We start from the raw sequence: 25569 nt of genomic DNA on the forward strand, positions 1-25569 counted from the left end.
TTAGCAATAGAACTAGAATTTTAAGAGAATAAACATAGACAGGTTGTTACTTCGTTTCATAGATAATAGACAAGCTGAACCATGTACTGTGGCATTCGGCTATTGACAGACTACTAAATTACTCCTGGGGCTATTATTAATTTCTTATCATTCGTTGATAGTTTTGCTTTACCTAAAGGTATTGCAATATTAGGAATGCAATGACCAATGTTAAATCCTTTCATTACTGGTTTGGATAAATTAGCAAAATAAGTATCTAGCACTTGATCCAAGCTTAGCGAGGGAAGTTCGTTTTTGGCCACTGCATGTTTAAAATTGCCAATAACAATTCCTGCTGCATCGTCTAATTTACCTGCAAGTTGTAACTGATTAAGCATTGAGTCAATCCGATATGGGGCTTCATCGACATCTTCAATTAAAAGTATCTTTCCTTTTGTGTTGACTTCGTATCTAGTCCCTAAGGTGCTTGTGATTAACGTTAAGTTCCCACCGATGATTTCAGCTACTGTTTCGCCCTTTGCTACTACCTGCAAGCTAGATAGTTGTTCTGTATAGATAATTTGGGTGGGTTCAAATAATTGAAGAAACATTTGCTTCGATAATTGGTCAAAATCCTTTTTTGCTAAATCGGAGCTGATCATCGGACCGTGAAAAGTTACTAATCCTGTTTCTTGGTTGATTGCTGTATGTAAATAGGTAATATCACTGTATCCCCAAAAAATTTTCGGATTGTTAGCAATTAGTCGGTAATTTAGTTTATCTGATATTCTAGCAGTCCCATAACCTCCGCAAGCGCATATAACGGCCTTTACAGACTGATCAGCAAACATTGAGTGTAAATCATCTATCCGTTCCTGATCAGTGCCGGCAAGATAGCCGTATGTGCTTTTAAGACGCTCGCCAACTTTAACGTGTAATCCTAATGATTGTAAGAATGTTATCCCCTTTTGCAAATTTTCATAATTTGGGGGACTTGCTGGTGCAATTACTCCAACCGTATCTCCGCGTGTAATTCTTTTCGGTAAGATCATTGTCCACCTCTGACCTTCTTTAGTTTCGTATTTCGTTTCTTAAATTTGTTAATTAAACACACTACTTCATAACTATGACGATTGTGATTAGTTTATTCGTGAAATGTTGAAAAGTGCCCGAACTATTGCAGGAGGAAGTTAATACATTAGGTAATGGAGTTACAGGGGGTTATTTGTTTAGTCTGATTATAGAAAGATTGTTGTATGCATTACAAAATCTATGAATTGTGAGGGAACTGTAATGTTGATTTTCTTTGTGCGATGTATTGCTATGAAGTAATCTGTCGAAGCAGTGCATAGCAGCCAATTAAAAAAGAAGGTGGAAAGCAAAAAGTCCCGTCGCATATTTATTTAAAGCAAAAACAAAGACTACCTTAGTCGGTAGCCTTTGTCATTGTTTTATTAAGATACAGAGCTATGCTCATGTGTGGTTGCATCAATGATAATATTTTCCTCATCATCGACACGTTCAATATCTGCGCCAAGTTGTGCGAATTTTTCAGTTAAATTTACATAACCACGATCCAGGTGTTTTAATTCAGTTACACGGGTGTAACCTTCTGCAGTCAATCCTGCTAGAATTAATGCTGCACCTGCTCTTAAATCCGTTGCAGCAACTTCAGCTCCTTGCAATATTACTGGACCTTCGACAATAACACTACGGCCCTCAATCTTTAGCTTGGCATTCATGCGACGGAATTCTTCCACATGCATGAAGCGGTTTTCGAATACGGTTTCTGTAATCACACTTGTGCCTTTAGCATTTAACATCAATGCCATCATTTGCGACTGCATATCCGTTGGAAAGCCTGGGTGAGGTAATGTTTTTAAATCAGTTGCTATTAGAGTTTTAGGTCCAATTACTCGAAGACCGTCTGGCTCTTCTATTATTTTTACACCCATTTCTTCCATTTTAGAAACTAAAGAACGCATATGCTCTAGTTCAGCACCTTTTACCAAGACATTTCCGCCTGTAATAGCTGCTGCAACCATAAATGTCCCTGCTTCAATACGGTCTGGGATAATTGTGTGCTCTGCACCATGAAGGGTTTTTACCCCTTCAATTTTAATTATCTCTGTTCCTGCACCAACTACTTTAGCACCCATCTTGTTAAGGAAATTTGCTAAGTCAACAATTTCTGGTTCTTTAGCGCAGTTCTCTAAGATGGTTTTACCATCTGCTAATGCAGCAGCCATCATAATGTTTTCTGTGGCACCTACACTTGGAACGTCTAAATAAATCTTTGCCCCTTTTAAACGGCCATTTGTATAAACTTCAACAAATCCGTTGCCGACATGCACCTTTGCACCCATAGCTTCAAATCCTTTTAAATGAAGATCAATAGGTCGGGAACCAATTGCACAGCCCCCAGGTAGTGCAACCTTCGCATGACCGTATCTTGCTAGTAATGGACCTAACACAAGAACGGATGCACGCATTTTTCTCACGAATTCAAATGGCGCTTCGGTTTTAAGTGGTTGTGTTGCATCAACAGTTACTGTATTGTTTGCAAAACTTATATCTGCGTTCATGTTACTTAAAACTTCTTTAATTGTAAAAACATCGGCAAGGGCTGGAACTTCATGAATCACACTTTTTCCTTCACTTGCAATAATACTTGCTGCGATGACAGGCAGTACGGCATTTTTGGCTCCTTCGATCTTTACAGTGCCATTTAACTGCCTTCCACCACCGACGATGATTTTCTCCAAGGTTCATTCTCCTCTGCGTCCAATTTCACTATTATTAATATTCAGTAGCTATGATAGGTGTTCCTATTGTAAGGGTTGTTTCTCCGCCCAATCCTTCACGAGCGGCTAACTGCACATTCATCGGTTTGTCTGAAATGGGAATTACATTTTTCCAATGAGGTGTATATCCAGATAGGACTGCAAAATTATCTTCTTCTATATAATCTAGTGGTTGAACATTCAACTTTTCTATTATTTTATCAAATAAATAAACACTACTAATGATATCATTAGTTTGACCTGAGATACAAGAGAATTTTGTTGATTTCCCACTAAATATATCATTTACTATGTTTTCTAGTTTACTAGAATAATAGGATCTGATCGACTCGTCCCAAATAGTACCAGAAAGCTTATATATTAACTCAGCATCATGGTTTATGTCAGTCGGCACGATCAATAAGAATGATTCGTTAACACTATCATTTTTATGGGGCTCTATGGTGAATTTTTTTGCTGATTCTGTTTGTTCTAGTTTAAATGATGAACCCTGAAATTCTATTTCAATCTTTCTCTTAATCTCCGATACCATGTGTCTACCCACTTTTTCTTTCGTTATAAACTCCCATTCTTGTAAAACAAGGTTTTCTTGTTCTAATAGACTTACCATATCATCTACTTCATGCAAGGGAGTAGGTGAAGCACTAGAATAAGGGATATATGTAGAGATTAATAAAGTGAAAGTAAATAAACCGAGCAATACCGAATTTTTCTTGGATATTATATTGGCAGTCATAAAAAACTCTCCTTTCAACTACTTAACTTGTGATAAGTATCGGCTGGAGAGTTAGTGGATATACATATTATTTTCCGTCAATGTTAGACAAATAGACGACGAGTTAAAAAAGCAGATTTAATTGCTGTGACCATTGTAGGAAGTCTAGGAAGAATCTGCTTACTGTTGTACCAATGGTAATTGTTAAAAAGATCATCAAGACTCGTGCCTCAAAAACACGTGATTTTTTCAGTAATGGATCTATTTTAACAGCTTGTAGTACTTGCCATGTAATGATTATAAAAATGATGTGTGAAATCATACTTATTAATGCGATTTGGCCTAGTGTTTGCATTATCATGTACTCACGCCTTCTTTCATTCTTCTTTAGATTTGCCAATTAAACATTGACATTTCTGGCGCTAAAAGTCAATTGATATAGTTAGTGACTATAGGATTAAATTTTTTTTATAAACTAATGATACATATAGTGACATTAGCTGATATTTCCCGGGTAATATCGACATTATTTGTTGGTGATTTAGTTTTATGAGGATGAGTAAGTACAAAAGGTTATTTTTGTAAATTTTGTTGTTAATTAGGATGCTCAGATGATATGAAATGCGTCATAACTATTGTTTGTAATTTGCTTTCTACTTTCTCTTTTTAATTGTTGACATACACCGTTTCGGCAGAATACTTCGCTTTCCGTGGGCACGACCTCAGCCTCCTCAGAATCAAAGAACGATTCTTCCGGGGTCTTCGGAACGCGCTGTTCCCACAGGAGTCTACGTATTCTGCCTTCACTAGTAGCAGTGTTCTGATATCGAAGAGAAAAATCCCAAGTTCTATGTCTCAAGGACTTTACCGCCTTTAGAAGAAAGTTATTCTAAGATGCGGATCTTCACTACGCTACTTTTGGCTGTACTTATCCATCTTCCTTTCATTATAGTTGCAATAAGAATGTTGAATAAAGCGGCGAGTAGTCGACTCTACAGATCAATTTTCATCATGCGATGTTGATTGTTTTAATGCATAGTCTACAACTAACTATACCAACGAAGGAAATATACGGAGACTCCTCGAAAATAAAAACCAATTTTCATCGTGCGGTGTTGATTCAAGAAGAAAATTCAAGTCCTGCGGGATGGAAAGGCATAGGTGAGACCCCACAGTGCGTAGCACGAGGAGGCTCAACAGCCGCCCGCGGAAAGCGTAGTATATTTCCGAAGTGGCGTAAGTTACGCCGGAGTTTATGGATATTGTGTCAAAAACAACAATCTTATTGAACAAAACAAAAAGACTTTAAATCCGGTTTAGGATTTAAAGTCTTATTTTGCGAACTAATCTTTTTTAGCTACATTAAGACGATTTATCGCACGTCTAAGTGAATACTCTGCCCTTCTGAAATCAATATCATCTTGTTTAGCTTTCAGGCGTCGCTCCGCACGTTCTTTTGCTTTACGTGCACGTTCAACATTAATATCTGAAGGTTTTTCAGCAGATTGAGCTAGGATAGTTACCTTATCAGGTCTAACCTCAAGAAACCCACCACTCACTGCTATTTTTTGTGTTTCATTGTTACCTTTCAGACGTACTGCACTAATTGTTAAAGGTGCAACGAGTGGAATGTGTCCTGGTAAAATACCAAGCTCACCATTCTCCGCCTTACAGCTTACCATTTCAAATGTATCTTCCAAAATAGGGCCATCAGGAGTGACAACACTCACAGTTAGTGTTTTCAATGCAACCCCTCCTTGGGCTAGGAATGAAGGATATTTTCAAAAATATCTCTTCTTTATGCCATTTGTTTTGCTTTTTCTACTACTTCTTCAATACGACCAACTAGGCGGAATGCATCCTCTGGAAGATCATCATATTTTCCTGCAAGAATTTCTTGGAAACCTTTTACAGTTTCTTGTACTGGAACATAAGAACCTTTTTGTCCGGTAAACTGTTCAGCTACGTGGAAATTCTGTGATAAGAAGAACTGAACGCGACGAGCTCGTGATACTGTTAGCTTATCTTCATCAGATAACTCATCCATACCTAAGATTGCAATGATATCTTGCAATTCTTTATAACGTTGTAGTGTACGCTGAACTTCACGCGCAATGTTGTAGTGTTCATCACCAACAACCTCAGGGTCAAGAGCACGTGATGTGGATGCTAATGGATCCACGGCAGGATAGATACCTTGCTCAGATAGTTTACGATCCAGGTTTGTTGTAGCATCTAAGTGCGCAAACGTAGTTGCTGGCGCCGGATCCGTATAGTCATCTGCAGGTACGTAAATAGCCTGAATCGATGTAACAGAACCTTTATCCGTAGATGTAATACGCTCCTGTAATTGTCCCATCTCTGTAGCAAGTGTTGGCTGGTAACCAACGGCAGATGGCATACGGCCTAGTAAGGCAGAAACCTCTGAACCTGCTTGTGTAAAACGGAAAATGTTATCTATAAACAGTAGAACGTCCTGACCTTGATCATCACGGAAATATTCCGCCATTGTAAGACCAGTTAGTGCAACACGCATACGTGCTCCAGGTGGTTCGTTCATTTGACCGAATACCATCGCTGTTTTTTCAATAACTCCAGAATCTTTCATTTCATAGTAAAGGTCATTACCTTCACGAGTACGCTCACCTACACCAGCGAAAACGGAAATACCACCGTGCTCCTGAGCGATGTTATTGATAAGCTCTTGAATAAGAACTGTTTTACCAACACCAGCACCACCGAATAGACCAATCTTACCACCCTTAATATAAGGAGCTAGTAAGTCTACAACTTTAATACCTGTTTCTAGGATCTCAGTTTCTGTAGATAAGTTCTCAAACTTTGGTGACGGACGGTGAATTGGATCACGACGAACGTCAGCTGACAATTCTTCATCCAGGTCAATCTTCTCGCCTAATACGTTAAAGATACGACCCAATGTGACATCACCAACAGGTACCGTGATTGGTGAACCTGCATCTATTACTTCCGCACCACGCTGTATACCTTCTGTAGATGACATCGCGATTGTACGGACACTATCACCACCAAGATGTAATGCAACCTCTAAAGTAAGGGTTGATTTTCCATCCTGTAATTGGACTTGCAATGCGTTATAAATTTCGGGTAGTTGTCCATCAAACTTAACGTCGACAACAGGTCCCATGACTTGTGTAACGCGTCCTTTGCTCATCGATTTCCCTCCTAACTTTCTTCCATTCTTCATAGGTGTTCAGGATGTTTAGTTCCTAAAACTTATTATGAAGAGTTATTCTTGGGCAGCTGCTCCACCAACAATCTCAGTAATCTCCTGAGTGATTGCAGCTTGTCGTGCTCGGTTGTATTGTAATGATAAATCATCAATTAGATCATTTGCATTGTCTGTAGCACTTTGCATTGCCGTCATACGTGAAGCATGTTCACTTGCTTTACTGTCTAATAAAGCACCATAAATTAAGCTCTCAGCATACTGTGGTAATAGTACATTCAGAATCTCTTCTTGATTCGGCTCGTACTCATATGCGCTTGTTGCTTTGCTACTACCTTCAACTAGATTTGTAAGAGGTAATAGTTTTTTAGAAGTTACTTCTAGTGAGATTGCACTTATATAGTGGTTGTAGAAAATGACTAACTCATCAATTTCTTCATCGATATATAATTGTACTGTCTCAGAAGTAAGATCTTTAATATCCGAGAAATCCGGTTGATCAGCAAGTCCGATAACTTCTTTGGTAATTGGAATTCCACGCTTCTTAAAAAAGTCACGTCCAACTCGACCAACTACAATCACCGTATATTCGTCCTGTGATTTGTGAGTTTCCTGGATCTTACGATAAACAGCTCGAAGGATACTACTGTTGTAAGGACCTGCTAGGCCTCGATCTGACGTGATAACGAAATATGCCGTCTTTTTCACATCTCTTTGCTTTAACATTGGATGTTCAGCATCCTCGCCACTACCAGCGATTCCTGTTACAACTTCTTGTATTTTTTCACTGTATGGTACAAACGCTTTTGCATTGTTTTCTGCTTTATTAAGCTTTGAGCCAGAAACCATCTGCATTGCTTTAGTTATTTGTTTAGTTTTTTTCGTTGAGCTTATCCGGGTTTGGATATCTCTTAAAGACGCCACTATGGTTCACCGTCCTTTCTAAAAAGGATTACGATAGATGATAGTTAAAAAGCCTGAAAGTTTCTCTGTACTTTTTAAACGTTTATATAAAATTAAACTGAGACAACAAATATTTTCTTGAATTCTTCAACAGCACTGTTCATGTCTGCCGCTTCACCAAGGTTACCTGTGTCACGAATAGAATTTAGAAGATCAGATTTATTGTTATCTAACCAGCTAATAAACTCTGATTCAAAACGAGTAATATCCTCTAAAGGAATATCATCCAAGTAGCCATTAACTAGTGAATAGATAATCATTACTTGTTTTTCAACTACAAGTGGCTTGTGCAAGCCCTGTTTTAATACTTCTACTGTACGTGCACCACGGTTAAGTTTAGCTTGTGTTGCTTTATCAAGGTCAGAACCAAATTGAGCGAATGATTCTAGTTCACGGTAAGACGCTAGGTCTAGACGAAGTGTACCAGCAACCTTTTTCATTGCTTTGATTTGAGCTGAACCACCAACACGTGATACTGATAGACCTGGGTTGATAGCAGGACGTACACCAGAGAAGAACAGGTCAGACTGCAAGAAAATTTGTCCATCAGTGATGGAAATAACGTTTGTTGGAATATAAGCTGAAATGTCACCAGCTTGTGTTTCAACGAATGGAAGGGCTGTTAAAGACCCACCACCTAATGCGTCACTTAACTTAGCTGCTCGTTCTAATAAACGAGAGTGTAAGTAGAATACATCCCCTGGGAATGCTTCACGGCCTGGAGGACGCTTTAATAGTAGTGATAACTCACGGTAAGCATTCGCTTGTTTAGATAAGTCATCATATACTACTAGTACGTGCTTGCCGTTGTACATGAATTCTTCACCCATTGATACGCCAGCATATGGTGCTAGGTATTGAAGTGGTGCTGGTTCAGATGCACCAGCGTTTACAACGATTGTGTAATCTAGGGCACCATGCTTACGGAAAGTTTCAACTGTTCCACGAACTGTCGAATCTTTTTGTCCAATGGCAACATAGATACAAATCATATTTTGGCCTTGTTGGTTTAAGATTGCATCGATCGCAACAGTTGTTTTACCTGTTTGACGGTCACCAATAATAAGCTCACGCTGACCACGACCAATTGGTACTAACGCATCGATCGCTTTAATTCCAGTTTGCACTGGCTCATGTACGGATTTACGATCCATAACACCAGGTGCCGGGGATTCAATTGGGCGTGTTTTGCTTGTTTCAATTGGACCTCTTCCGTCAATTGGTTGTCCAAGCGGGTTAACTACACGTCCTAAAAGCTCTTCTCCAACTGGCACTTCCATAATACGACCAGTACGACGAACTTCGTCACCTTCACGAATCTCTGTATATGGTCCTAAAATAACAATACCGACATTACTTTCTTCCAAGTTCTGTGCCATTCCCATGACACCGTTTGAGAATTCAACAAGCTCACCAGACATAACATCGTCTAGTCCATGAGCACGTGCGATACCGTCACCAATTTCGATAACTGTACCAACATTATTGACTTCAATGTCAGATTCGTAATTTTCAATTTGCTGTTTAATCAGCGCACTGATTTCTTCAGCTTTAATGCTCATGCCATTTCACCCCTATCATTGTTAATTAGCAGATACTATATTGCGTTCGAGTCGCTCTAACTTGCCTTTAATTGTGCCATCGAAAATCGTATTACCTATCTTAAGTTTAATTCCCCCAAGAATGGTTGGATCAACGTGATTATCAATAGTCAAAGTCTTTAAGTTAAGCTTTTTCGAAAATACATCCGACAACTGCTTTTTCTCATCATCCGAAAGCTCGCGTATCGAATATACCTTTGCTTCTGCAATTCTCTTCGCATCATGTACTAATGCAATAAAATGATCAACAACGGATGATATAGCTTCTTCATTGTTACGATCAACAAGCACCTTAAGTGTATTGATTACTTCTGAAGAAAAACCTTTAAAAGCTTCATCGATAAGCTGTTTCTTTTTATCACTATTGACTTTTGGATGCTTTAAGAATGCATTTAACTCCTTGTTATTATAAAAAACTTCTTTAACAATTAGGAGTTCTGGTTCTAGGAAATCCAATTTATTTTTTTCTTGTGCTAGTTGAAAAAGAGCCTCTGCATAACGTTTTGAAACATTTGCTTTACTCATCGTCCTTCTCCTAGCTCTTTAATGTACTCACTGATCAATTTCTCTTGATCCTGTGCATTAATTTCTTTCTCAATTACTTTGCTTGCAATTTGAACAGATAATGTTGCAACCTGGTCCTGAAGAGCCTGAATTGCTTTTTCTGTTTCTTTTTCGATATCTTCTTGTGCAGACTTTTTAATATTCTCTGCAGCCGTGCGTGCCGCTTCAATAATCTTTTGCTCTTGCTGTTGACCAGCAAGTTTTGCTTCTTCGATAATTGATTGTGCTTCCTGACGAGTTTTCTTTAACTCTTCTGAAGCTTCACGAGACGCTTTTTCAGCTTCTGTACGATTCTTTTCAGCTATATCAATTTCACTTGAAATATGATTTTCACGTTCTTCCATTTTGTTCATCAATGGTCCCCATGCATACTTCTTTAAAAGGGCCAATAGTATTAAAAAGGAAACAAGTTGGACAAGCATACTACCTACGTGTAAACCACCAACCTCAGCACCTATAACAAGGTAACTTGCATATGATTGCACAGTATTCACTCCTTTCAACTATCCATCTTTCTTTGTTCAAAACCATATAAAACATAAAGGAATGGCGAAGGTTGTCTTAGACGAACTTCGCCATTTTATATCAATACTTTATTATTGACCCATAACCATAAATGCAATTACAACGGCGAAAATTGGAATCGCCTCTACTAGTGCTACACCGATAAACATTGTTGTTTGAAGTGGTCCGCGAAGTTCTGGTTGACGAGCGATCCCCTCAACTGTACGACTTACGATCATTCCGTTACCTAAACCAGCACCAAGTGCCGCTAATCCTACTGCTATTGCAGCTGCTAAAGCTCCCATTATAAATTTCCTCCTTTAGAATATATACCTTATAATTTTATTAAACATTTTAGTGCTCTGAACTCACCTTGTGAGACATGTAAACCATTGTTAACATGACGAAAATAAACGCTTGGATTGCTCCAATAAAGAGACTAAATCCTTGCCACGCGAGCATAGGAAGAAGTGCTCCTACGATACTAATAGCGCCAAATGATAATGCTAATTTTGCGATTAATGAAAGTAGTATCTCACCGGCAAAAATATTACCAAATAGACGTAAACCTAGTGTTAAGGTATTTGCAATTTCCTCAACTACTTTTAATGGAAATAGAAATGGTACAGGTTCGATAAAGGTTTTACCGTATGCCTTTACACCTCTAATTTTGATTCCATAAAAGTGCGTTAAAACAATAACCATCGTGGATAAAGTTAATGTAAGACCGGCATCTGAGGTTGGTGATTTCCACCATAAGTAATCGGCACCTTGACTACCAAACACACCCATAGTGATAACACCTAGGATGTTGCTGATAAAGATATATACCAGCAGGGTAAGACCTAAGGGCAAGAATACTTTACCAGTTTTCCAATCCATCGTGTCTCCGACGATTCCTTTTACAAAATCTACTACCCACTCCATAAAATTTTGAAATCCAGTCGGTTTCATTTGAAGTTTACGGCTTGCTAACACGCAAATAACAAATACAATGATTGATGCAATAATAGTCATTGCAGACGTGGATAGGTTGAAGTCAAGCCATGAAATACCCCATAAATCATAGAGCATCGGCGATTTGTGATCCAATTCCTTCACCTCTCTTCCCTGTGCTAGTCTCTTGATCTAAATAGTGCAAAATCCATCATAATGACAAAGTAATATGCCACTAATCCGATAATTACTGCCATCAGGTGGAAATGTTCCTCAAAACGAAGGGCGATTAATACAGCAAGTGCAGCAGTAGCTAATCGAGTAAAAGATCCTATGCCCTTTGCAGAGCGATTTTCTACGATTGCCTGTCCAAATTGTTTGATTTTCCTTTGCATCAGCCACAAATTATAGAAGCTTAATGATGCTCCTAAGAGGAGACCAAGGAAAATACGAGGGTACGGAGTTAATCCGGCTCCAAGTACGATGACGGCGAGAAGATAGAACATCCATTTACGCTGACGGGTTATCATGTTATCATACTGCATCTTAGTCGTCCCCCGTGTATTTTCTTACTAAATGAATAGTTCCATATGTACCAGATGCCACACCAAGAAAAAGTGCGAGCACTAAAAAAAGTGGTTTTGTAGAAAATAGGTCGTCAAGCCAGGTTCCTAGGAAAATACCAACGAGTGGGCCTCCTACAAGCTGTGACAAGATACCACTAGTTAAAGCCATACCTCGAAACGGACTGTTTTTACTTCGGCTCAATCCTACCGCCCCTATCACATTCGAGCGTGTTTCACAGTGACATTTATCACAGTGAAACCCTTATCATTCCACACTAAATTAGCATACAATAGGGGTGCTACAATGTCAATTAGTTTAAAACACAAATTGACCATTGGAAAAAATTATCAATAAGTTGATAAATAGCACGTTTTACGCCTCATCGATGACAGGTCCCTCTTAACACCCTTCCTGTAATTATAGATGAAATCCCTTAAGGAGAAAATCGACAAATTTGTGAACAATATCTAACTATGTTCTATTTTTGTCATATATTTATTCTGGAAACTCAATTACTATCTCGGTTTGATAACTATGCTGCTTATTATCAGCTGTCTCAACCGTAACGTTAGCTAAATATTTACCAGTCTTTCCAAGATTTCTTTTTTCCATCGAACCTTCAACTAAACCAGCTTTTAAATCCTCAAGCTCTAGTAAAGTCCGCTCAAATGCTAGTGTACGCGGATTATATAAATCAACTGTTACTTTATCCGCTTTTTCAGGTAAATATAAACGATACTGATATTGGTCGTCTGAGAAAGTTCTTAAAGAAAACTCCATTCCCATCGCTTTAGGATAATCACCTTCTTTGTTAAGTAAAAGATACGGCAGATTATAAGTCTGTGATTGTTGTTTTAATGTTAGCCAGCCTTGATGCAAGCCATTTTTCAATAGTGAACTATTAATGGACGCTTCAATAGCAACTGTTTTCTTACTTTTGGCTCCAATTTTAAAACTGTTTGGCATATGCCAACGTATTCCCCGTGTCTGTTTAGGAAGGTCAAAACGGTATACTAGATCGTGATTCGACACATTCTCAATTTCTATCTTTACTGTGTGATTTTCTAGCAAATCTTCAATTTTCCCAAGAGTTAGTAATGGTTCATGAATAATTGTTGTTGTTTCAATTGCTTTTTGAGGCTGCATTCGCCCCATCCCTTGGATAATGGGATCATACAGTTCTTCTCCTTTTTGCAGGGGAAGTGCGGTGGTTAGCAATGCACCTTTTAATTGTTCAGGCGTCCAATCAGGATGAGCCTGTTTTACTAGCGCCAGTCCACCTGCTACATGGGGTGCGGCCATACTTGTCCCTTGTAGCTCCATGTATCCACCAGGAACGGTACTGGTTATTGCAGCACCAGGGGCAACTATTTCAGGTTTTATTTTCCAGTTCGTTGTTACCGGGCCACGGGAGCTAAAGTCTGCCATCTTGTCCTGTGATGCTTGGTATTTTGTATCAATCCATTTATCCTTTTTGACAATTTGGTTGGTTAACCATTCCCCGTCCTTCTTAGAAATAGTTGTTGCCGGTATATTAATTTCACTTTGGCCATCGTCTACTGATCCCTGAAAGGAACCAGCTTCATTGTTATAAATGATGACAGCTTTTGCACCCGCTTGTTCTGCTATTCTAGCTTTTTCCGCAAAGGGGATTTCGCCACGTTTCATTAATACTATTTTATCCCTAGCGTTGGCAATCTCTTCTTTTCCAAGCCCTCCATCGATTACAGGATATTCCTTTGTTAAATCCCAAGGCGTAGACCCCATCAGTGGTGACATGTAAATTTTTTTATCCAAAAATGAGTCACTGAGATATGGTATGTTGAGCGGCGGTGTCGATGCTCCAACTGACAGGGCATCAGTCGATGTAGCTGGTGATCCCACTGTCCAGTTATTCGGTCCAGAATTTCCATTGGCAATAACGATGGATACTCCGAGGGCGACAGCTTTGTTAACCGCAATGCTCGTTGGCCAATCTGGTCCATTAACGGCATTGCCAAGGGACATGTTGATGATATCCATTCCATCTTTGACTGCCTTCTCGATTGCTGCAATCACCTGGATTGAGGTTCCCATCCCACCAGGGCCAAGCGCCCGATAGCCATACAATTCCGCTTCCGGTGCAACACCCTTCATTTCACCATTAGCCGCAATAATTCCGGCAACGTGAGAGCCGTGAATGGTTGGCATTCCTTGTTCTGGTAATGTTTCCATCGGATCGTCATCCAAGTCAACCAGGTCATAGCCACCTTTATAATTGGGTTTCAAATCTGGATGGGTATGGTCAATCCCAGTGTCAATCACACCAATCTTCACACCCTTGCCAGTATAGCTAGTTGATTCGCTTGAATTATCCCCTTGCTTAAGAAATGGAACACTATTATTAATCGACTGTGTTTGATAGATGTGGACCTGATATGCATTTACAACAAAATCGAGGCGTTCCATTTTGGCCAATTGCCCTGGCTTTGCTCTTAGTGCAAGGCCATTAAACAATGTGTCGTAGACTTGGACTACTTCAATAAAAGGATGGTAATTTTCAATATATTGTTTATGCTGATGGGGATTTCCATCTACTTCAATAATGATTGACTGTAATTCTTTATCTTGTGCAGTGCTTGATAAAGGGAAGAGAATAGTACATATGATGGTGAATAGAATGATTGTTTTGTGTAAGCTCATATATTGAATTTATCCCCCCACGTTTTTTCCTATTAGTATCTGTGAATTCGCTCTGTTTTATGTGTCTGATTTTGCCGATATAAAATGCTACGTAACTATGTGACTGTACCCACCCTTTATAGGATGAGTGATCATCCATCGCTTCGGAAAAACACTCCCTTTCCATGGGGAACGCTTCAGCCTCCTCACGAGCAAAAAACGCTCGTTGCGGGGTCTTCAGACTGTTCCTTTCCCATAGGAGTGTCGCATTTTTCCGCCGCTTAGAATGGCTTTCTGTTCAAGTGAGATGAATTCCAAGAAACGTTTAATTCATGAATATAACTACTCTCACGAAGAAAGTTGGTTCTATTTTTGATCAGTCTTTTTGTATGTTTGATAATCTCAATAAACCAAACAATAGATATTTGCTCTTATATGGCTGTTGATTGAAGCGTAGGGCAGTCGACTCCTGCGGGAAAAGCAAATGGTTTTCGATGGGGCGAGTAATCGCAGTCCCAACAGCTGAAAATCCCACAGGAAGCGGTTTTCTTCCGAGGAAGTTGAAGCGTTGCCCGCGGAAAGCGACTGCCCGGAGCGCAAATCAACATACAGCAATTTATGATTTTCGTGTCAAAAAAAACAATCCTTTAGAAAACAGCCATGCAAAAAGAGCCACCCGAGGGTAGCTCTTTAGTTTGAACCGGTGAAAGATGCTGGCTTTTCATCTATTTGGTTATAGAAATAACGAATGGCATCGGCAATTCTTGCAGAAGCTCGTCCATCTCCATACGGATTCGATGCTTTGGACATTTTTTCATATGCCACTGGATCTGAAAGTAGTTCATTTGCTAGGTTATAAATATCATCTTCCTCAGTTCCAGCTAGCTTTAGAGTTCCTGCTTCAATTCCTTCTGGTCTTTCGGTTGTATCGCGTAAAACAAGAACAGGAACGCCAAGAGATGGCGCTTCCTCTTGAACTCCACCTGAATCCGTTAAGATTAAGTGTGCACGAGAAGCAAAATTGTGGAAGTCGACTACACCTAATGGTTCAATTAGTTGAATCCTGTCATCTTCACCCAAAATCTCATTTGCAGTTTCCTGAACAACGGGGTTTAAGTGAACCGGATAAATAACATGGATATCATCGTGGGTTTCAACTAGACGCTTGATTGCACGGAACATTTGCTGCATGTTTTGACCAAGGTTTTCCCTGCGATGTGCTGTCATTAGTACCAATCGTTTGCCATTCAATCCATCTAGCACTGGACTAGAATACTGTTGATTGACAGTTGTTTTTAAAGCATCAATCGCTGTATTTCCCGTAACAAAGATATTTTCCTCACGCTTGTTCTCAGTTAGCAGGTTTTGTTTAGACTGAATTGTTGGTGAAAAGTGCAAGTCTGCCATCACACCTGTAAGTTGACGGTTCATCTCTTCAGGATATGGTGAATATTTATTCCACGTTCTTAGCCCTGCCTCAACATGGCCAACAGATATTTGATTGTAATAAGCTGCTAGTGAAGCCGCAAATGTTGTTGTCGTATCGCCATGAACGAGGACTATATCAGGCTTCGTTTCTGACATAACCTGATCCAGGCCTTCTAGGGCACGCGTGGTAATTTGAGCTAATGTTTGCCTTGACTTCATAATATTCAGGTCAAAGTCCGGTGTTATTTCAAAAATTTCTAGTACTTGGTCAAGCATTTCGCGGTGTTGGGCAGTAACTGTCACAATAACCTCAAACTGCTCTGGGCGTTTCTTCAATTCCAATACTAGTGGAGCCATCTTGATTGCTTCTGGCCTTGTACCGAATATTGTCATTACTTTAATTGGTTTCCCCATTCATTTCACTCCATCATAACAAAAAGTTACTTTGTTCCAAATAATCGGTCGCCTGCGTCACCTAGACCAGGTACGATATAGCCATGGTCATTTAATTTTTCATCCAAAGCTGCTAGATAAATATCTACATCTGGGTGTTCTTTTTTAATTACTTCCACGCCTTCAGGAGCTCCAACTAGACACATTAGTTTAATGTTGGTCGCGCCACGCTTTTTCAGTGAATGGATAGCATCATTAGCAGAACCACCCGTTGCTAGCATTGGATCGATAACGATTAGCTCACGTTCTTCAATATCTGTTGGTAATTTGATGTAATACTCAACTGGCTTCAGTGTTTCCGGATCACGATATAAGCCGACATGACCAACTTTTGCAGTTGGAATCATTCGTAAAATCCCGTCAACCATACCTAGGCCTGCACGTAAAATTGGAACAAGACCAAGTTTTTTCCCACTAAGCACTTTAGTTGTTGCTGTTGTAACTGGTGTTTCTACTGTTGTTTCTTCAATTGGTAAATCTCTTGTTATTTCAAAAGCCATAAGACCTGCTACTTCATCAACTAGTTCACGAAATTCCTTCGTTCCAGTATCTTTATTTCTTATGTAGGTTAATTTGTGTTGAATTAATGGATGATCTAATACATAAACATTTCCCACGTTCGATCACTCCTTCATTTTATTTACATCCTCAAAATTGTACTGAAAAATCGGTTATCTTTCAAGCAATGTTATCGCGTTTTGTCGATTTATATTTATCGTTCGAATTAGCTTACCCAAATTAAGCTTAGAAATATCCCTTGCCGCAAGATTAAAGCGACAAGGGATACTAGTATTTTTATTGATAGAGAGGGAATTTATCTGTAAGAGCCTTAACTCTTGATTGTGCTTCTTTTAATTTTTCTTCATCGGTATGATTATTTAAAGTAAAGGCAATGATTGCTGCGATCTCATCCATTTCCTCTAGGCCAAATCCACGGGTTGTTACTGCTGCAGTACCTACACGGATACCACTAGTTACAAATGGGCTTTCTGGGTCAAATGGAATTGTATTTTTATTGGTAGTGATACCGATATCGTCTAATGCCTTTTCAGCATCTTTCCCGTTTAAGCCCAATCCACGTACATCAAGCAATAGCAAATGGTTGTCTGTACCATCGGAAACAATACGGATACCCTCTTTTTGTAAAGCTTCACCAAACCGCTTGGCATTATCGATGATATTTTGAGAATATGTCTTGAAATCATCTGCTAGCGCCTCTTTAAATGCCATTGCTTTTGCTGCGATTACATGCATAAGCGGGCCACCCTGCATTCCTGGGAAAACTGTTTTATCAATCTTTCTAGCAAATTCTTCTTTACATAAAATCATTCCACCACGAGGTCCACGCAACGTTTTATGTGTTGTTGTTGTAACAAAATCTGCATATGGAACCGGGTCTGGGTGTAGGCCAGTAGCAACTAGTCCTGCAATATGGGCCATATCTACCATTAAATATGCGCCAACTTCATCGGCTATTTCTCTGAACGTTTTAAAGTTAATCGTACGAGGGTAAGCACTAGCTCCGGCAACGATTAATTTTGGTTTTACTTCTTTTGCTTTTTCTAGCAATGCATCATAATCAATCTGCTCAGTTTCTTTATCAACGCCATATTCTTCAAAGTTGTACAAAGTTCCACTGAAATTAACTGGGCTACCATGAGTCAAGTGACCACCGTGACTTAAGTTCATCCCAAGTACTGTGTCGCCTGGCTCAAGGATAGTAAAATAAACTGCCATATTTGCTTGTGCACCAGAGTGAGGTTGAACATTAGCATGCTCCGCACCAAATAGTTGCTTAGCACGATCACGCGCAAGATTCTCTGCAACATCTACATATTCACAACCACCGTAGTAACGTTTACCTGGATAGCCTTCAGCATACTTGTTTGTCAAAACTGATCCCTGTGCTTCCATTACTGCTTGCGAGACGAAGTTCTCTGAAGCTATTAGTTCAATCTTGTCATTTTGACGATGTCTTTCATCCTCAATCGCTTTAAATAATTCTAGATCATTTTTCTTTACGTGTTCCATCGTATTGCCCCCTTGTACATTTAAATTCATTTTATTTTTTCACATGATTGTTTGTGATTTCCTATTATATATTTTACTTAGTGACACTGATTATTCGGTTTATCATCTGGATAGACGGCTCGTTTTCCACCAATCAGCCTCGGACGGGTTTTAGCCGCGTTTACTCTAGCATTTCCCACATATCTTTGAGCTAGACGAAGCGGGACTGCCACTCGTTTTATATGCATGCCAATCATTGTTTCACCGATATCGATTCCAGCATCTGCGCTAATAGCCTCTACAACCACAGGGTTATCAAAATGCTTGTATGCATAGGATGCCATTGATCCACCGGCCTTTGGAACTGGAATGGCCGTTACTTGCTCGTAGCCGCGTTTTGCTAATGTTTCTTTTTCGATGACTAAAGCTCGATTCAAGTGCTCACAGCATTGAAAAGCTAGCTCGACTCCTGCTTGTTGTTTTAACTTGTGTACCTGTTCAAAAATAATGGCAGCAATTTCTTCACTTCCTGAGGTGCCAATGTGTTCACCGGCAACCTCGCTAGTCGAACAGCCTATCACAAATAAGTTACCTTTTTCCAAATAACTATTCGATAACCACTCATCAACAATGGCAGAGATATCTTTTTTAAGCTGATCCACCCAAACACCCCTCCCGCCTTTACAATTACTTGTTTTCGTACTCGGTTACTTTGCCAATCCGGGTTGCATGCCGTCCAGCAAGGAAATCTGTTTCTAGCCATGTTTTAGCAATTTCCCTTGCAAGTCCTGCTCCTATCACACGTTCACCCATTGTTATCATATTCGTATCGTTATGCTCTCTAGTTGCCTTTGCACTAAACACATCATGAACAAGGGCAGCTCGAATTCCTTTTACTTTGTTAGCCGCAATCGACATACCAATTCCTGTACCACAGATTAAGATGCCACGATCGAACTCACCACCCGCCACTCGTTCAGCAGCAGGGATGCCATAGTCAGGATAATCTACTGAGTCATCACAATTACAGCCCATATCTTCAAATTCGATATTCATTTCTTCTAATAACGAGGCAATCTCTCTGCGGATATTCCTACCACCATGATCGGACGCTAAAACAACTTTCATTTTTAATGCTCCTTTTAAAATATTTTTTATGTTTATACTGTTCCACCAAACGAGAAATAATTGGGTTTATCAGTACTATTTTTGTACTTTAACTAGTTCACTCTTAACTATTTTTCTAATCGGGTTTCCAATAGTGGTATTCCCTTTACTAGTGTATGTATAACTTCCTTGTTGTTACGATAACTTGTACAAGCTATATACTATCATATTTTTCCAGGCATTAGTTAACCAACTTTATTAGCAGCGCAACCCCTCTGTTAGGACTTAAATCAGAAGGGACAGCCTACGTTTCAAGGGAAATTAGTTATTATTTATTTTTTTTATTAATAACTCAATATATTCTTCAATTTCATCAAATGTTTTATGATACACTGTCGCGTCTCCACCGAATGGATCTGAAATGTCATTATTAGGTTGAGTTAGTTCTAAGACCTGAATTTCACTAATCTCTTTCCTTAAATGATCATACAAAGCTCGGTCCATTTCATTTCGATCAAGTTCTTTGCCTCTTAGGTTTATAAACTCTGCCCGTTTAATTTCTAATTCCGTATAGGCTTTTTTCAATTTTTCCCAATTAGCATCATCTTGGAGGGTATATTCTTTAAATGTGAATAATTTCTTCTCGACGGTTGGATATTGTAGGGCAAGTGCTTGTTTATGGCTAGAAGTCATCGTTAATACAAGATCGGCCCATGTTAGTAATTCAGTGGTTACTGGTTGAGATTGATGATTGAGGCTTATTCCTTTTTGGTTAAAAACTTCAATTGATCCTTGTGAAGCAGGGTGACCGTTACTGGCGTATATGCCTGCAGATTTCACCTCAATAGAAGGCATTTTTTCTTTAAGTAGCGCTTCTGCCATTGGACTTCTGCACGTGTTACCTGTACAAACAAACAAAACCTTCATACGATTAACCTCCATTTTATTGTCCTTCTAAGTTGCTATCATCAACAAAACAGCACAGATCTATTTTCTTATCTAACAGTTCTCTATGACAAAAACTATACCATAATGCACGCTCTGCTGACAAAGAAGTAGGGACTGTCTTTGCCACTTTTGATTCGTAGCAAAACAGCCCCTATAAGAGGATAGACAAAAGGTCCGAGAAATATAGTTGTCGAATTACTGCGTCAGTTTGCCGTTAGGCTACTCATGTACGTTCTAGGTAAACTCAGTTGCTCACCGTCTTCATTTCCTTGAACTTCTTGGCTCTTTTTGTCCTCCTATTTGAACACGCACTATATAAAAATTTTAGATGTATTCGTCAGAGTATAGGTCGCCTCTTTTAGCCAAATATTATTTTTAATCCAAATGCACAAAGGATACTGCCGCCAAGAAGTTCACTATAGACACCGAGTAAGCCTCGCGCTTTTCTTCCAACCAGTAGGCCCGTCCAAGTTAAGACCGTACTGGCGATGCCGAATAGTAGTAGGGCAAGGAATGTTTTAACTCCAGACATTCCAAGACTTAAACCAACAGAAAAGCTATCTAAGCTTACACTTAATGAAAATAAAATAAGTCCAAATCCGGTTGCGCGCATCAATGACTTTTCTTCTACATTGAAAGAATTTAGCACCATTTGAACACCTAATCCAAATAGTAAAAGTCCGCCTCCCAACACAGCAAAGCCTTCCATTTGAGTAGAGATAAATCGCCCTAACATAATACCGATAAACGGCATTAGCATATGAAAAAAACCTACTGTTATGCCTGCTATAAAAACTCTTTTTAACCTTAGCGCTTGCATCCCCATTCCTAAACTAACAGAAAAAGCATCCATACCTAAGGCTAAAGACATTAAAACTAATGAAAAAATATCCCCTAGATGATCCATCGCCATCCCTTGCCAACCCCCTCCGGACATGCTATTTCACTATATGCTGTCCTGGAGGGTTTTATGTGAATTTAGAGGGAAGTTTCGTCAGGTGAAAGTGATTGTTTTATTTTCTTTGAAGCCGCTTTATGAAGTCGGTTCATGATTGCGTCTCCTACACCTGCTTGTTCAAAGCTTTCACACAAGATTAGATCGACATCACTCTTTTTAAAAGCTCTAAGCGTTTCGTATAACTGTGCTGCCACTTCATTTAAATTAGCACGTGTTCCACATGTTTTAATATTGTCAGTATGGAGAAGAGCGGCTAATTCCTTACTAGCCATCACTCCTACTTTGTAGCCCTTATCTGTATTCAGTTCAATTTGTGCTTGAAAAAAATCAGCATCCCCATCAACTAACCATAATGGTGCCTCCGGTTGATAGTGAGTGTATTTCATACCTGGTGATTTGGGCTGGTCATCAGTTTTCGCAAGTGCCGGATCTATCATTACTGTGCCAATAACTTGTTCGATTTGATCCTTGGTCACTCCACCTGGTCTCAATATGATAGGAAGTTCACTGGTACAATCTAGGACCGTTGACTCTAGTCCAACTCCAGTATTACCACCATCTAAAATGCCCGCTATTTTGCCATTTAAATCTTGGTACACATGTGTTGCACTAGTTGGACTCGGTTTACCAGACTTATTTGCACTTGGTGCTGCTAGGGGAAGTTGACACGCTTCCAAGAGATGTCTTGCCACTGGATGATCCGGAATTCTGATTGCGATTGTGGATAAACCGGCAGTGACATTTTTAGCAATTACTCCGTTGCTTGATAAAATGATAGTAAGTGGCCCCGGCATAAAAGCATCAATGAGTTTTTCAGCGATATCCGGTATGTTAGAAACATACTGATCAATTTGCCTTTTATTTGCTACATGAACGATTAACGGATTATCTGAAGGACGGCCTTTCGCTTCAAATATTTTAGCAATCGCTTGTTCATTAGTTGCATCTGCCCCTAGTCCATAAACCGTTTCTGTCGGAAAGGCAATCACCTCTTGTTTTTTCAAAAGGTTTGCTGCTGCTTCAATTTGAGTTGAGTTCTTAGTTATATCTTCTATTTTCCATAGCTTCGTTTCGTAATTCATTGTTTTCTCCTTTATTACAGCGATCCTTATTAGTTAATTATCAACACTTTATCCACATTATGAAAGTAAATGGTTGTTTTATCAAGCGTATTAGTTCTAAAGAAGAGTTTGTCGTCCTATTTGTCCACAAAATCTTTCTAAACAATAAAAGTCTCCTTACCATCATGGTGAGGAGACAAAGACTAGCCTATAAATTTTTGTAATAATGACTTACCAACAAGCTATCCACAACATAGATAAAGTTATTAACAAAACACCGGGATATTATCCACAGTTGTTCATAAGTTATACACTTAAACATCGAATATTTGTTAATGACTTGTGGATAACTTTAATTATTTAACTGAGTTGCATGCCTTGGATCGATTTCCCACCAGGTTCCTTGACCAACCTGTATTTCTTCTGCAAAACTCGGGGTTAGCTGTGATTGAAAGTTTAATAGTGACAACAATGAATCGAGAGATTGTTGGTGACTATATACGAAAAGGGATGAAGCACCTTTTTCTGATGCTAGTGCTAGCGAAGATTCAATGATAGCTAGCGGAAAAGATGCTGGCACACCTTCTTTTATGTATAAGCTTTTTAACCAATAGGCATTTTTCCCGACTGGAGACAAGGAAAAATAAGCTTTATACAGATCCTGATACTCGATAAGGTATCCATCCTGCTTTAAGGTTTGCTTTTGCTCGAAATGATTCCATTTATCTTCAAAAAATTGTTCCAAAATGTGTTCATCCAACTGAGCTGTACTTATTAGCTTCACTGGTCTTCACTCCCTATCATTTTTTTCCGTCTTACCTATTATCTATCATATGTAAGATAGAGAGGGATATGCTAGATTTATATAAACCATTTCATAAAAAAGAATTTTACCTTAATTTCTTTATCTTCTTCGTCATTTTCCGCTTGCTTTACTTCTTCTGTGTCATTCTCGCCGTCTTCTTCCTCTGCAACACTAGTTCCGTTCGAGAAATCTAAGAAACATAATGGCGGAAATAATACACACCACCAATTCGCACCTTTTGCTTCACCGAGACTGATTAAAATTGCTTCATAGGAACCGGATGGATAGACATAAGAGCCATATATCTTTGTAGGAAATTTAACATCTTTGCCGTACTCTACTTGAAAGGATTGATCGATTCCTTGTTCAGCTAACGTCCTTGCCACGATTGAATCTATCTCACCTATTCTTTGTTGAATCACTTGTCTTGCTTCGGTTATATTATCTATGTCCTCTACCCATGTGGTAATTTCCTTATTTACTTGATCACGAATTATTCGTTTTAACTCTTGATCGTCCTCTTGGTCACTATTCGCTAGAATTCTAAGGCGAATTGCTTCATCTGGGATTACCTGATAGTTTGATATTTGCTCGGTCGGACCTTGGTTTGAGCCTTGTACGGGAAGTGTGTTGAATGAAAATAAAATGACTATGAATACCAATAAATAATTTTTCATGATTTCCGCCCCTTTTATCTTGTTAACCACAGTATGGACAGGCTGGAAATCTTTTAAACTTATAAACTAGTATTTCTTTTAAAATAATAAAAATCTATAAAATGTGACGTAACTTACATCACTTCGGAAATACACTACGCTTTCCGCGGGCGGCTGTTGAGCCTCCTCGTGCTACGCACTGTGGGGTCTCAACTATGCCTTTTTATCCCGCAGGAGTCTCCGTGTATTTCCTCCGTTGGTATAGCTCGTTGTTAGATTACTATATAAAACCAGTAACGTTGAAGATCCTACAGAACTTGAATTAATTTCCTTAATCAGAATCTCACGAAGAAACTTGTATTTTATTTTCGAGGAATGTAATGCATTCTTCCTACGCTTCAATCACCATCATATTGGAACATAGTAAATGAATACTGGATATAGCAAAAGTATCGTAGTGTAGTTCCACAGCTAAGAGTCGCTTTCTGTTAAGGGGTTAAGTCCTTGAGACATAGATTTTTAAATTTTTCCCTTCGATAATCAGAACACTATTAACTGCGTAGGCAAAAAACGTAGACTCCTGTGGGAACAGCACGAGTCCGAAGACCCCGCAGTAGTGGTTTTCTACGAGGAGGCTAAGGCCGTGCCCACGGAAAGCGAAGTTTTTTGCCGAAGCGTAAGTAGCCTGAAAATTAGTCGGTTATCCACATATTTTTGTTAACATAGCGTTTATCTGTTGTTAAGTAAACATATCCACAAGCTGATTTACTTATTTGTTATTTCGGCAAACACCATGCGGTCTCTTCCGTTGATATCTTTTCGTATTTCGGTTTTGCTTTGCGGAAAGTGGTGTTCAATTATGTTAGCTACTTGTGTTCCCTGTTGATAACCTATCTCGAATGCAATAAGTGCCTGTTTTTTCATAACATATTTCGCTTGTTCAATAATTTTCATATAGGCAGCTAATCCATCCTGCTCAGCAAAAAGCGCTAGTTCTGGATCATAGTTTTTGACTGTATCACTTAACGAGTCCCTGTCGTGAAAGGGGATATATGGTGGGTTTGATACAATTACGTCAAAACTAGCACCTGATTCAATAAAAGGTTGTAGAAAGTCACCCTGTTCAAAATTTACTTTTGCATTTAGTCTTTCAGCATTCTTTTTAGCAACAGTTAATGCTTTTGTGGATAAGTCACTTGCCCATATTTGCACATTTGGTTGTTCTAGTTTAAGAGTAATAGCAATAATACCGCTACCTGTACCGATATCGACAAGTTGAGTGGGTTCTGAAAAATTGTTTTTCTTAATGAAGTCAAGCACACCTACCAACAATTCTTCTGTCTCAGGTCTTGGAATAAGTACATCTTGATTTACAAGAAACTCCCTCCCATAAAAAGTTTCACTGCCAATTAAGTGCTGAACAGGTACACCTGTTTCTGCATGGGTGTGAATGTCTTTTTGAAATGCTTGCAATCTATCCACTGGGACCTGATCCCTTAAAGAAGCAAGCAGCTGAGACTTATTAATACCTAGGTGATGCATCAAAATCATTTCAGCTATGCGTGTTTCTCGATTTTGTTTTTCTAAAAAAAGAGAAGCCCAGCGGAGGGCTTCATGAACATACATCTGTTTTTCTGTCAT

General features: G+C 39.1%; 28 protein-coding genes. 1 reads left to right on the forward strand and 27 read right to left on the reverse strand.

Going from position 1 to position 25569, the window contains the following annotated elements; genetic code table 11:
- Positions 1-113 precede the first annotated feature (113 nt).
- From GH741_RS15025 to GH741_RS15095, 15 genes are all read right to left on the reverse strand, one after another.
- Positions 114-1031 (reverse strand): S66 peptidase family protein, encoded by a 918-nt coding sequence (locus GH741_RS15025; protein ID WP_153737577.1) that lies wholly within the window; start codon positions 1029-1031, stop codon positions 114-116.
- A gap of 402 nt (positions 1032-1433) precedes the next feature.
- Positions 1434-2744 carry a UDP-N-acetylglucosamine 1-carboxyvinyltransferase gene (murA, locus tag GH741_RS15030; protein WP_153737578.1) on the reverse strand — a complete coding sequence of 437 codons (1311 nt, stop codon included), beginning with the start codon at positions 2742-2744 and terminating at the stop codon, positions 1434-1436.
- 34 nt (positions 2745-2778) lie between these two features.
- Positions 2779-3519 carry a YwmB family TATA-box binding protein gene (locus GH741_RS15035; protein WP_153737579.1) on the reverse strand — a complete coding sequence of 247 codons (741 nt, stop codon included), beginning with the start codon at positions 3517-3519 and terminating at the stop codon, positions 2779-2781.
- A 103-nt stretch (positions 3520-3622) separates the two neighbouring features.
- Positions 3623-3856, reverse strand: a complete 234-nt coding sequence (locus GH741_RS15040; RefSeq protein WP_338079502.1) for a DUF1146 family protein — start codon at positions 3854-3856, stop codon at positions 3623-3625.
- Positions 3857-4841: 985 nt separating this feature from the next.
- The gene (locus GH741_RS15045) at positions 4842-5243 is read right to left on the reverse strand and encodes a F0F1 ATP synthase subunit epsilon (protein WP_153737580.1); all 402 of its coding nucleotides are present in this window, start codon (positions 5241-5243) and stop codon (positions 4842-4844) included.
- Between the two features lie 53 nt (positions 5244-5296).
- Positions 5297-6691 (reverse strand): F0F1 ATP synthase subunit beta, encoded by a 1395-nt coding sequence (gene atpD / locus GH741_RS15050; RefSeq protein WP_153737581.1) that lies wholly within the window; start codon positions 6689-6691, stop codon positions 5297-5299.
- A 75-nt stretch (positions 6692-6766) separates the two neighbouring features.
- Positions 6767-7630 (reverse strand): ATP synthase F1 subunit gamma, encoded by an 864-nt coding sequence (gene atpG / locus GH741_RS15055; RefSeq protein WP_338079481.1) that lies wholly within the window; start codon positions 7628-7630, stop codon positions 6767-6769.
- A 92-nt stretch (positions 7631-7722) separates the two neighbouring features.
- A complete protein-coding gene (gene atpA / locus GH741_RS15060) occupies positions 7723-9231 on the reverse strand; it encodes a F0F1 ATP synthase subunit alpha (RefSeq protein WP_153737582.1) in 1509 nt (502 codons plus the stop codon).
- 21 nt (positions 9232-9252) lie between these two features.
- Positions 9253-9795, reverse strand: coding sequence for a F0F1 ATP synthase subunit delta (locus GH741_RS15065; RefSeq protein WP_153737583.1), 543 nt, complete (start codon positions 9793-9795; stop codon positions 9253-9255).
- The gene (gene atpF / locus GH741_RS15070; RefSeq protein ID WP_153737695.1) at positions 9792-10256 is read right to left on the reverse strand and encodes a F0F1 ATP synthase subunit B; all 465 of its coding nucleotides are present in this window, start codon (positions 10254-10256) and stop codon (positions 9792-9794) included. The genes GH741_RS15065 and atpF overlap by 4 nt, the downstream gene beginning before the upstream one ends.
- A 174-nt stretch (positions 10257-10430) precedes the next feature.
- The gene (gene atpE, locus GH741_RS15075; protein WP_153737584.1) at positions 10431-10643 is read right to left on the reverse strand and encodes a F0F1 ATP synthase subunit C; all 213 of its coding nucleotides are present in this window, start codon (positions 10641-10643) and stop codon (positions 10431-10433) included.
- 49 nt (positions 10644-10692) lie between these two features.
- Entirely contained in the window at positions 10693-11430 is a 738-nt protein-coding gene (atpB, locus tag GH741_RS15080; protein ID WP_153737585.1) for a F0F1 ATP synthase subunit A, read from the reverse strand.
- Between the two features lie 23 nt (positions 11431-11453).
- On the reverse strand, positions 11454-11819 hold the full coding sequence (locus GH741_RS15085; protein WP_153737586.1) for an ATP synthase subunit I: 366 nt from the start codon (positions 11817-11819) through the stop codon (positions 11454-11456).
- A 1-nt stretch (position 11820) separates the two neighbouring features.
- Positions 11821-12042 carry an AtpZ/AtpI family protein gene (locus GH741_RS15090; RefSeq protein WP_240795520.1) on the reverse strand — a complete coding sequence of 74 codons (222 nt, stop codon included), beginning with the start codon at positions 12040-12042 and terminating at the stop codon, positions 11821-11823.
- Between the two features lie 294 nt (positions 12043-12336).
- Positions 12337-14523, reverse strand: coding sequence for a S8 family serine peptidase (locus GH741_RS15095; RefSeq protein WP_153737587.1), 2187 nt, complete (start codon positions 14521-14523; stop codon positions 12337-12339).
- A gap of 473 nt (positions 14524-14996) precedes the next feature.
- On the opposite strand from GH741_RS15095, the gene GH741_RS15100 reads away from it, so the two are divergent.
- On the forward strand, positions 14997-15188 hold the full coding sequence (locus GH741_RS15100) for a hypothetical protein (RefSeq protein ID WP_153737588.1): 192 nt from the start codon (positions 14997-14999) through the stop codon (positions 15186-15188).
- A gap of 4 nt (positions 15189-15192) precedes the next feature.
- Here GH741_RS15100 and wecB read toward each other — a convergent pair whose 3' ends face one another.
- From wecB to prmC, 12 genes are all read right to left on the reverse strand, one after another.
- Positions 15193-16344: a non-hydrolyzing UDP-N-acetylglucosamine 2-epimerase gene (gene wecB / locus GH741_RS15105; protein WP_153737589.1), complete on the reverse strand. Its 1152-nt coding sequence runs from the start codon at positions 16342-16344 to the stop codon at positions 15193-15195.
- 26 nt (positions 16345-16370) lie between these two features.
- Positions 16371-17000: a uracil phosphoribosyltransferase gene (gene upp, locus GH741_RS15110; protein WP_338079484.1), complete on the reverse strand. Its 630-nt coding sequence runs from the start codon at positions 16998-17000 to the stop codon at positions 16371-16373.
- Positions 17001-17178: 178 nt separating this feature from the next.
- Positions 17179-18414, reverse strand: coding sequence for a serine hydroxymethyltransferase (locus GH741_RS15115; RefSeq protein ID WP_153737590.1), 1236 nt, complete (start codon positions 18412-18414; stop codon positions 17179-17181).
- Positions 18415-18491: 77 nt separating this feature from the next.
- Entirely contained in the window at positions 18492-19055 is a 564-nt protein-coding gene (locus GH741_RS15120; protein WP_338079486.1) for a TIGR01440 family protein, read from the reverse strand.
- 25 nt (positions 19056-19080) lie between these two features.
- The gene (gene rpiB / locus GH741_RS15125; RefSeq protein WP_153737591.1) at positions 19081-19521 is read right to left on the reverse strand and encodes a ribose 5-phosphate isomerase B; all 441 of its coding nucleotides are present in this window, start codon (positions 19519-19521) and stop codon (positions 19081-19083) included.
- Positions 19522-19821: 300 nt separating this feature from the next.
- Positions 19822-20442, reverse strand: a complete 621-nt coding sequence (locus GH741_RS15130) for a low molecular weight protein arginine phosphatase (protein ID WP_240795521.1) — start codon at positions 20440-20442, stop codon at positions 19822-19824.
- Between the two features lies 1 nt (position 20443).
- Entirely contained in the window at positions 20444-20575 is a 132-nt protein-coding gene (locus GH741_RS22155; protein WP_276608240.1) for a hypothetical protein, read from the reverse strand.
- A gap of 231 nt (positions 20576-20806) precedes the next feature.
- The gene (locus GH741_RS15135; protein WP_153737593.1) at positions 20807-21361 is read right to left on the reverse strand and encodes a manganese efflux pump MntP; all 555 of its coding nucleotides are present in this window, start codon (positions 21359-21361) and stop codon (positions 20807-20809) included.
- Positions 21362-21426: 65 nt separating this feature from the next.
- Positions 21427-22488 carry an L-threonylcarbamoyladenylate synthase gene (locus GH741_RS15140; RefSeq protein WP_153737594.1) on the reverse strand — a complete coding sequence of 354 codons (1062 nt, stop codon included), beginning with the start codon at positions 22486-22488 and terminating at the stop codon, positions 21427-21429.
- Positions 22489-22819: 331 nt separating this feature from the next.
- Complete coding sequence (locus GH741_RS15145) at positions 22820-23251, reverse strand: hypothetical protein (protein WP_153737595.1); 432 nt, start codon at positions 23249-23251, stop codon at positions 22820-22822.
- 77 nt (positions 23252-23328) lie between these two features.
- On the reverse strand, positions 23329-23949 hold the full coding sequence (gene spoIIR, locus GH741_RS15150; RefSeq protein WP_153737596.1) for a stage II sporulation protein R: 621 nt from the start codon (positions 23947-23949) through the stop codon (positions 23329-23331).
- A 744-nt stretch (positions 23950-24693) separates the two neighbouring features.
- A complete protein-coding gene (prmC, locus tag GH741_RS15155) occupies positions 24694-25569 on the reverse strand; it encodes a peptide chain release factor N(5)-glutamine methyltransferase (RefSeq protein WP_153737597.1) in 876 nt (291 codons plus the stop codon).

Source organism: Aquibacillus halophilus (genome assembly GCF_009649745.1).
GTDB classification, from domain to species: domain Bacteria; phylum Bacillota; class Bacilli; order Bacillales; family Amphibacillaceae; genus Aquibacillus; species Aquibacillus halophilus.

Bases quoted from the DNA above. Each gene is read 5' to 3' on its own strand.
- GH741_RS15025 (WP_153737577.1), bottom strand. From the start codon at position 1,031: ATGATCTTACCGAAAAGAATTACACGCGGAGATACGGTTGGAGTAATT.
- GH741_RS15035 (WP_153737579.1), bottom strand. From the start codon at position 3,519: ATGACTGCCAATATAATATCCAAGAAAAATTCGGTATTGCTCGGTTTA.
- atpD (WP_153737581.1), bottom strand. From the start codon at position 6,691: ATGAGCAAAGGACGCGTTACACAAGTCATGGGACCTGTTGTCGACGTT.
- atpA (WP_153737582.1), bottom strand. From the start codon at position 9,231: ATGAGCATTAAAGCTGAAGAAATCAGTGCGCTGATTAAACAGCAAATT.
- GH741_RS15065 (WP_153737583.1), bottom strand. From the start codon at position 9,795: ATGAGTAAAGCAAATGTTTCAAAACGTTATGCAGAGGCTCTTTTTCAA.
- atpF (WP_153737695.1), bottom strand. From the start codon at position 10,256: ATGCTTGTCCAACTTGTTTCCTTTTTAATACTATTGGCCCTTTTAAAG.
- atpE (WP_153737584.1), bottom strand. From the start codon at position 10,643: ATGGGAGCTTTAGCAGCTGCAATAGCAGTAGGATTAGCGGCACTTGGT.
- GH741_RS15085 (WP_153737586.1), bottom strand. From the start codon at position 11,819: ATGCAGTATGATAACATGATAACCCGTCAGCGTAAATGGATGTTCTAT.
- GH741_RS15095 (WP_153737587.1), bottom strand. From the start codon at position 14,523: ATGAGCTTACACAAAACAATCATTCTATTCACCATCATATGTACTATT.
- GH741_RS15100 (WP_153737588.1), top strand. From the start codon at position 14,997: ATGGGGCGAGTAATCGCAGTCCCAACAGCTGAAAATCCCACAGGAAGC.
- wecB (WP_153737589.1), bottom strand. From the start codon at position 16,344: ATGGGGAAACCAATTAAAGTAATGACAATATTCGGTACAAGGCCAGAA.
- GH741_RS15115 (WP_153737590.1), bottom strand. From the start codon at position 18,414: ATGGAACACGTAAAGAAAAATGATCTAGAATTATTTAAAGCGATTGAG.
- rpiB (WP_153737591.1), bottom strand. From the start codon at position 19,521: ATGAAAGTTGTTTTAGCGTCCGATCATGGTGGTAGGAATATCCGCAGA.
- GH741_RS15130 (WP_240795521.1), bottom strand. From the start codon at position 20,442: ATGGAGGTTAATCGTATGAAGGTTTTGTTTGTTTGTACAGGTAACACG.
- GH741_RS15135 (WP_153737593.1), bottom strand. From the start codon at position 21,361: ATGGCGATGGATCATCTAGGGGATATTTTTTCATTAGTTTTAATGTCT.
- GH741_RS15140 (WP_153737594.1), bottom strand. From the start codon at position 22,488: ATGAATTACGAAACGAAGCTATGGAAAATAGAAGATATAACTAAGAAC.
- spoIIR (WP_153737596.1), bottom strand. From the start codon at position 23,949: ATGAAAAATTATTTATTGGTATTCATAGTCATTTTATTTTCATTCAAC.
- prmC (WP_153737597.1), bottom strand. From the start codon at position 25,569: ATGACAGAAAAACAGATGTATGTTCATGAAGCCCTCCGCTGGGCTTCT.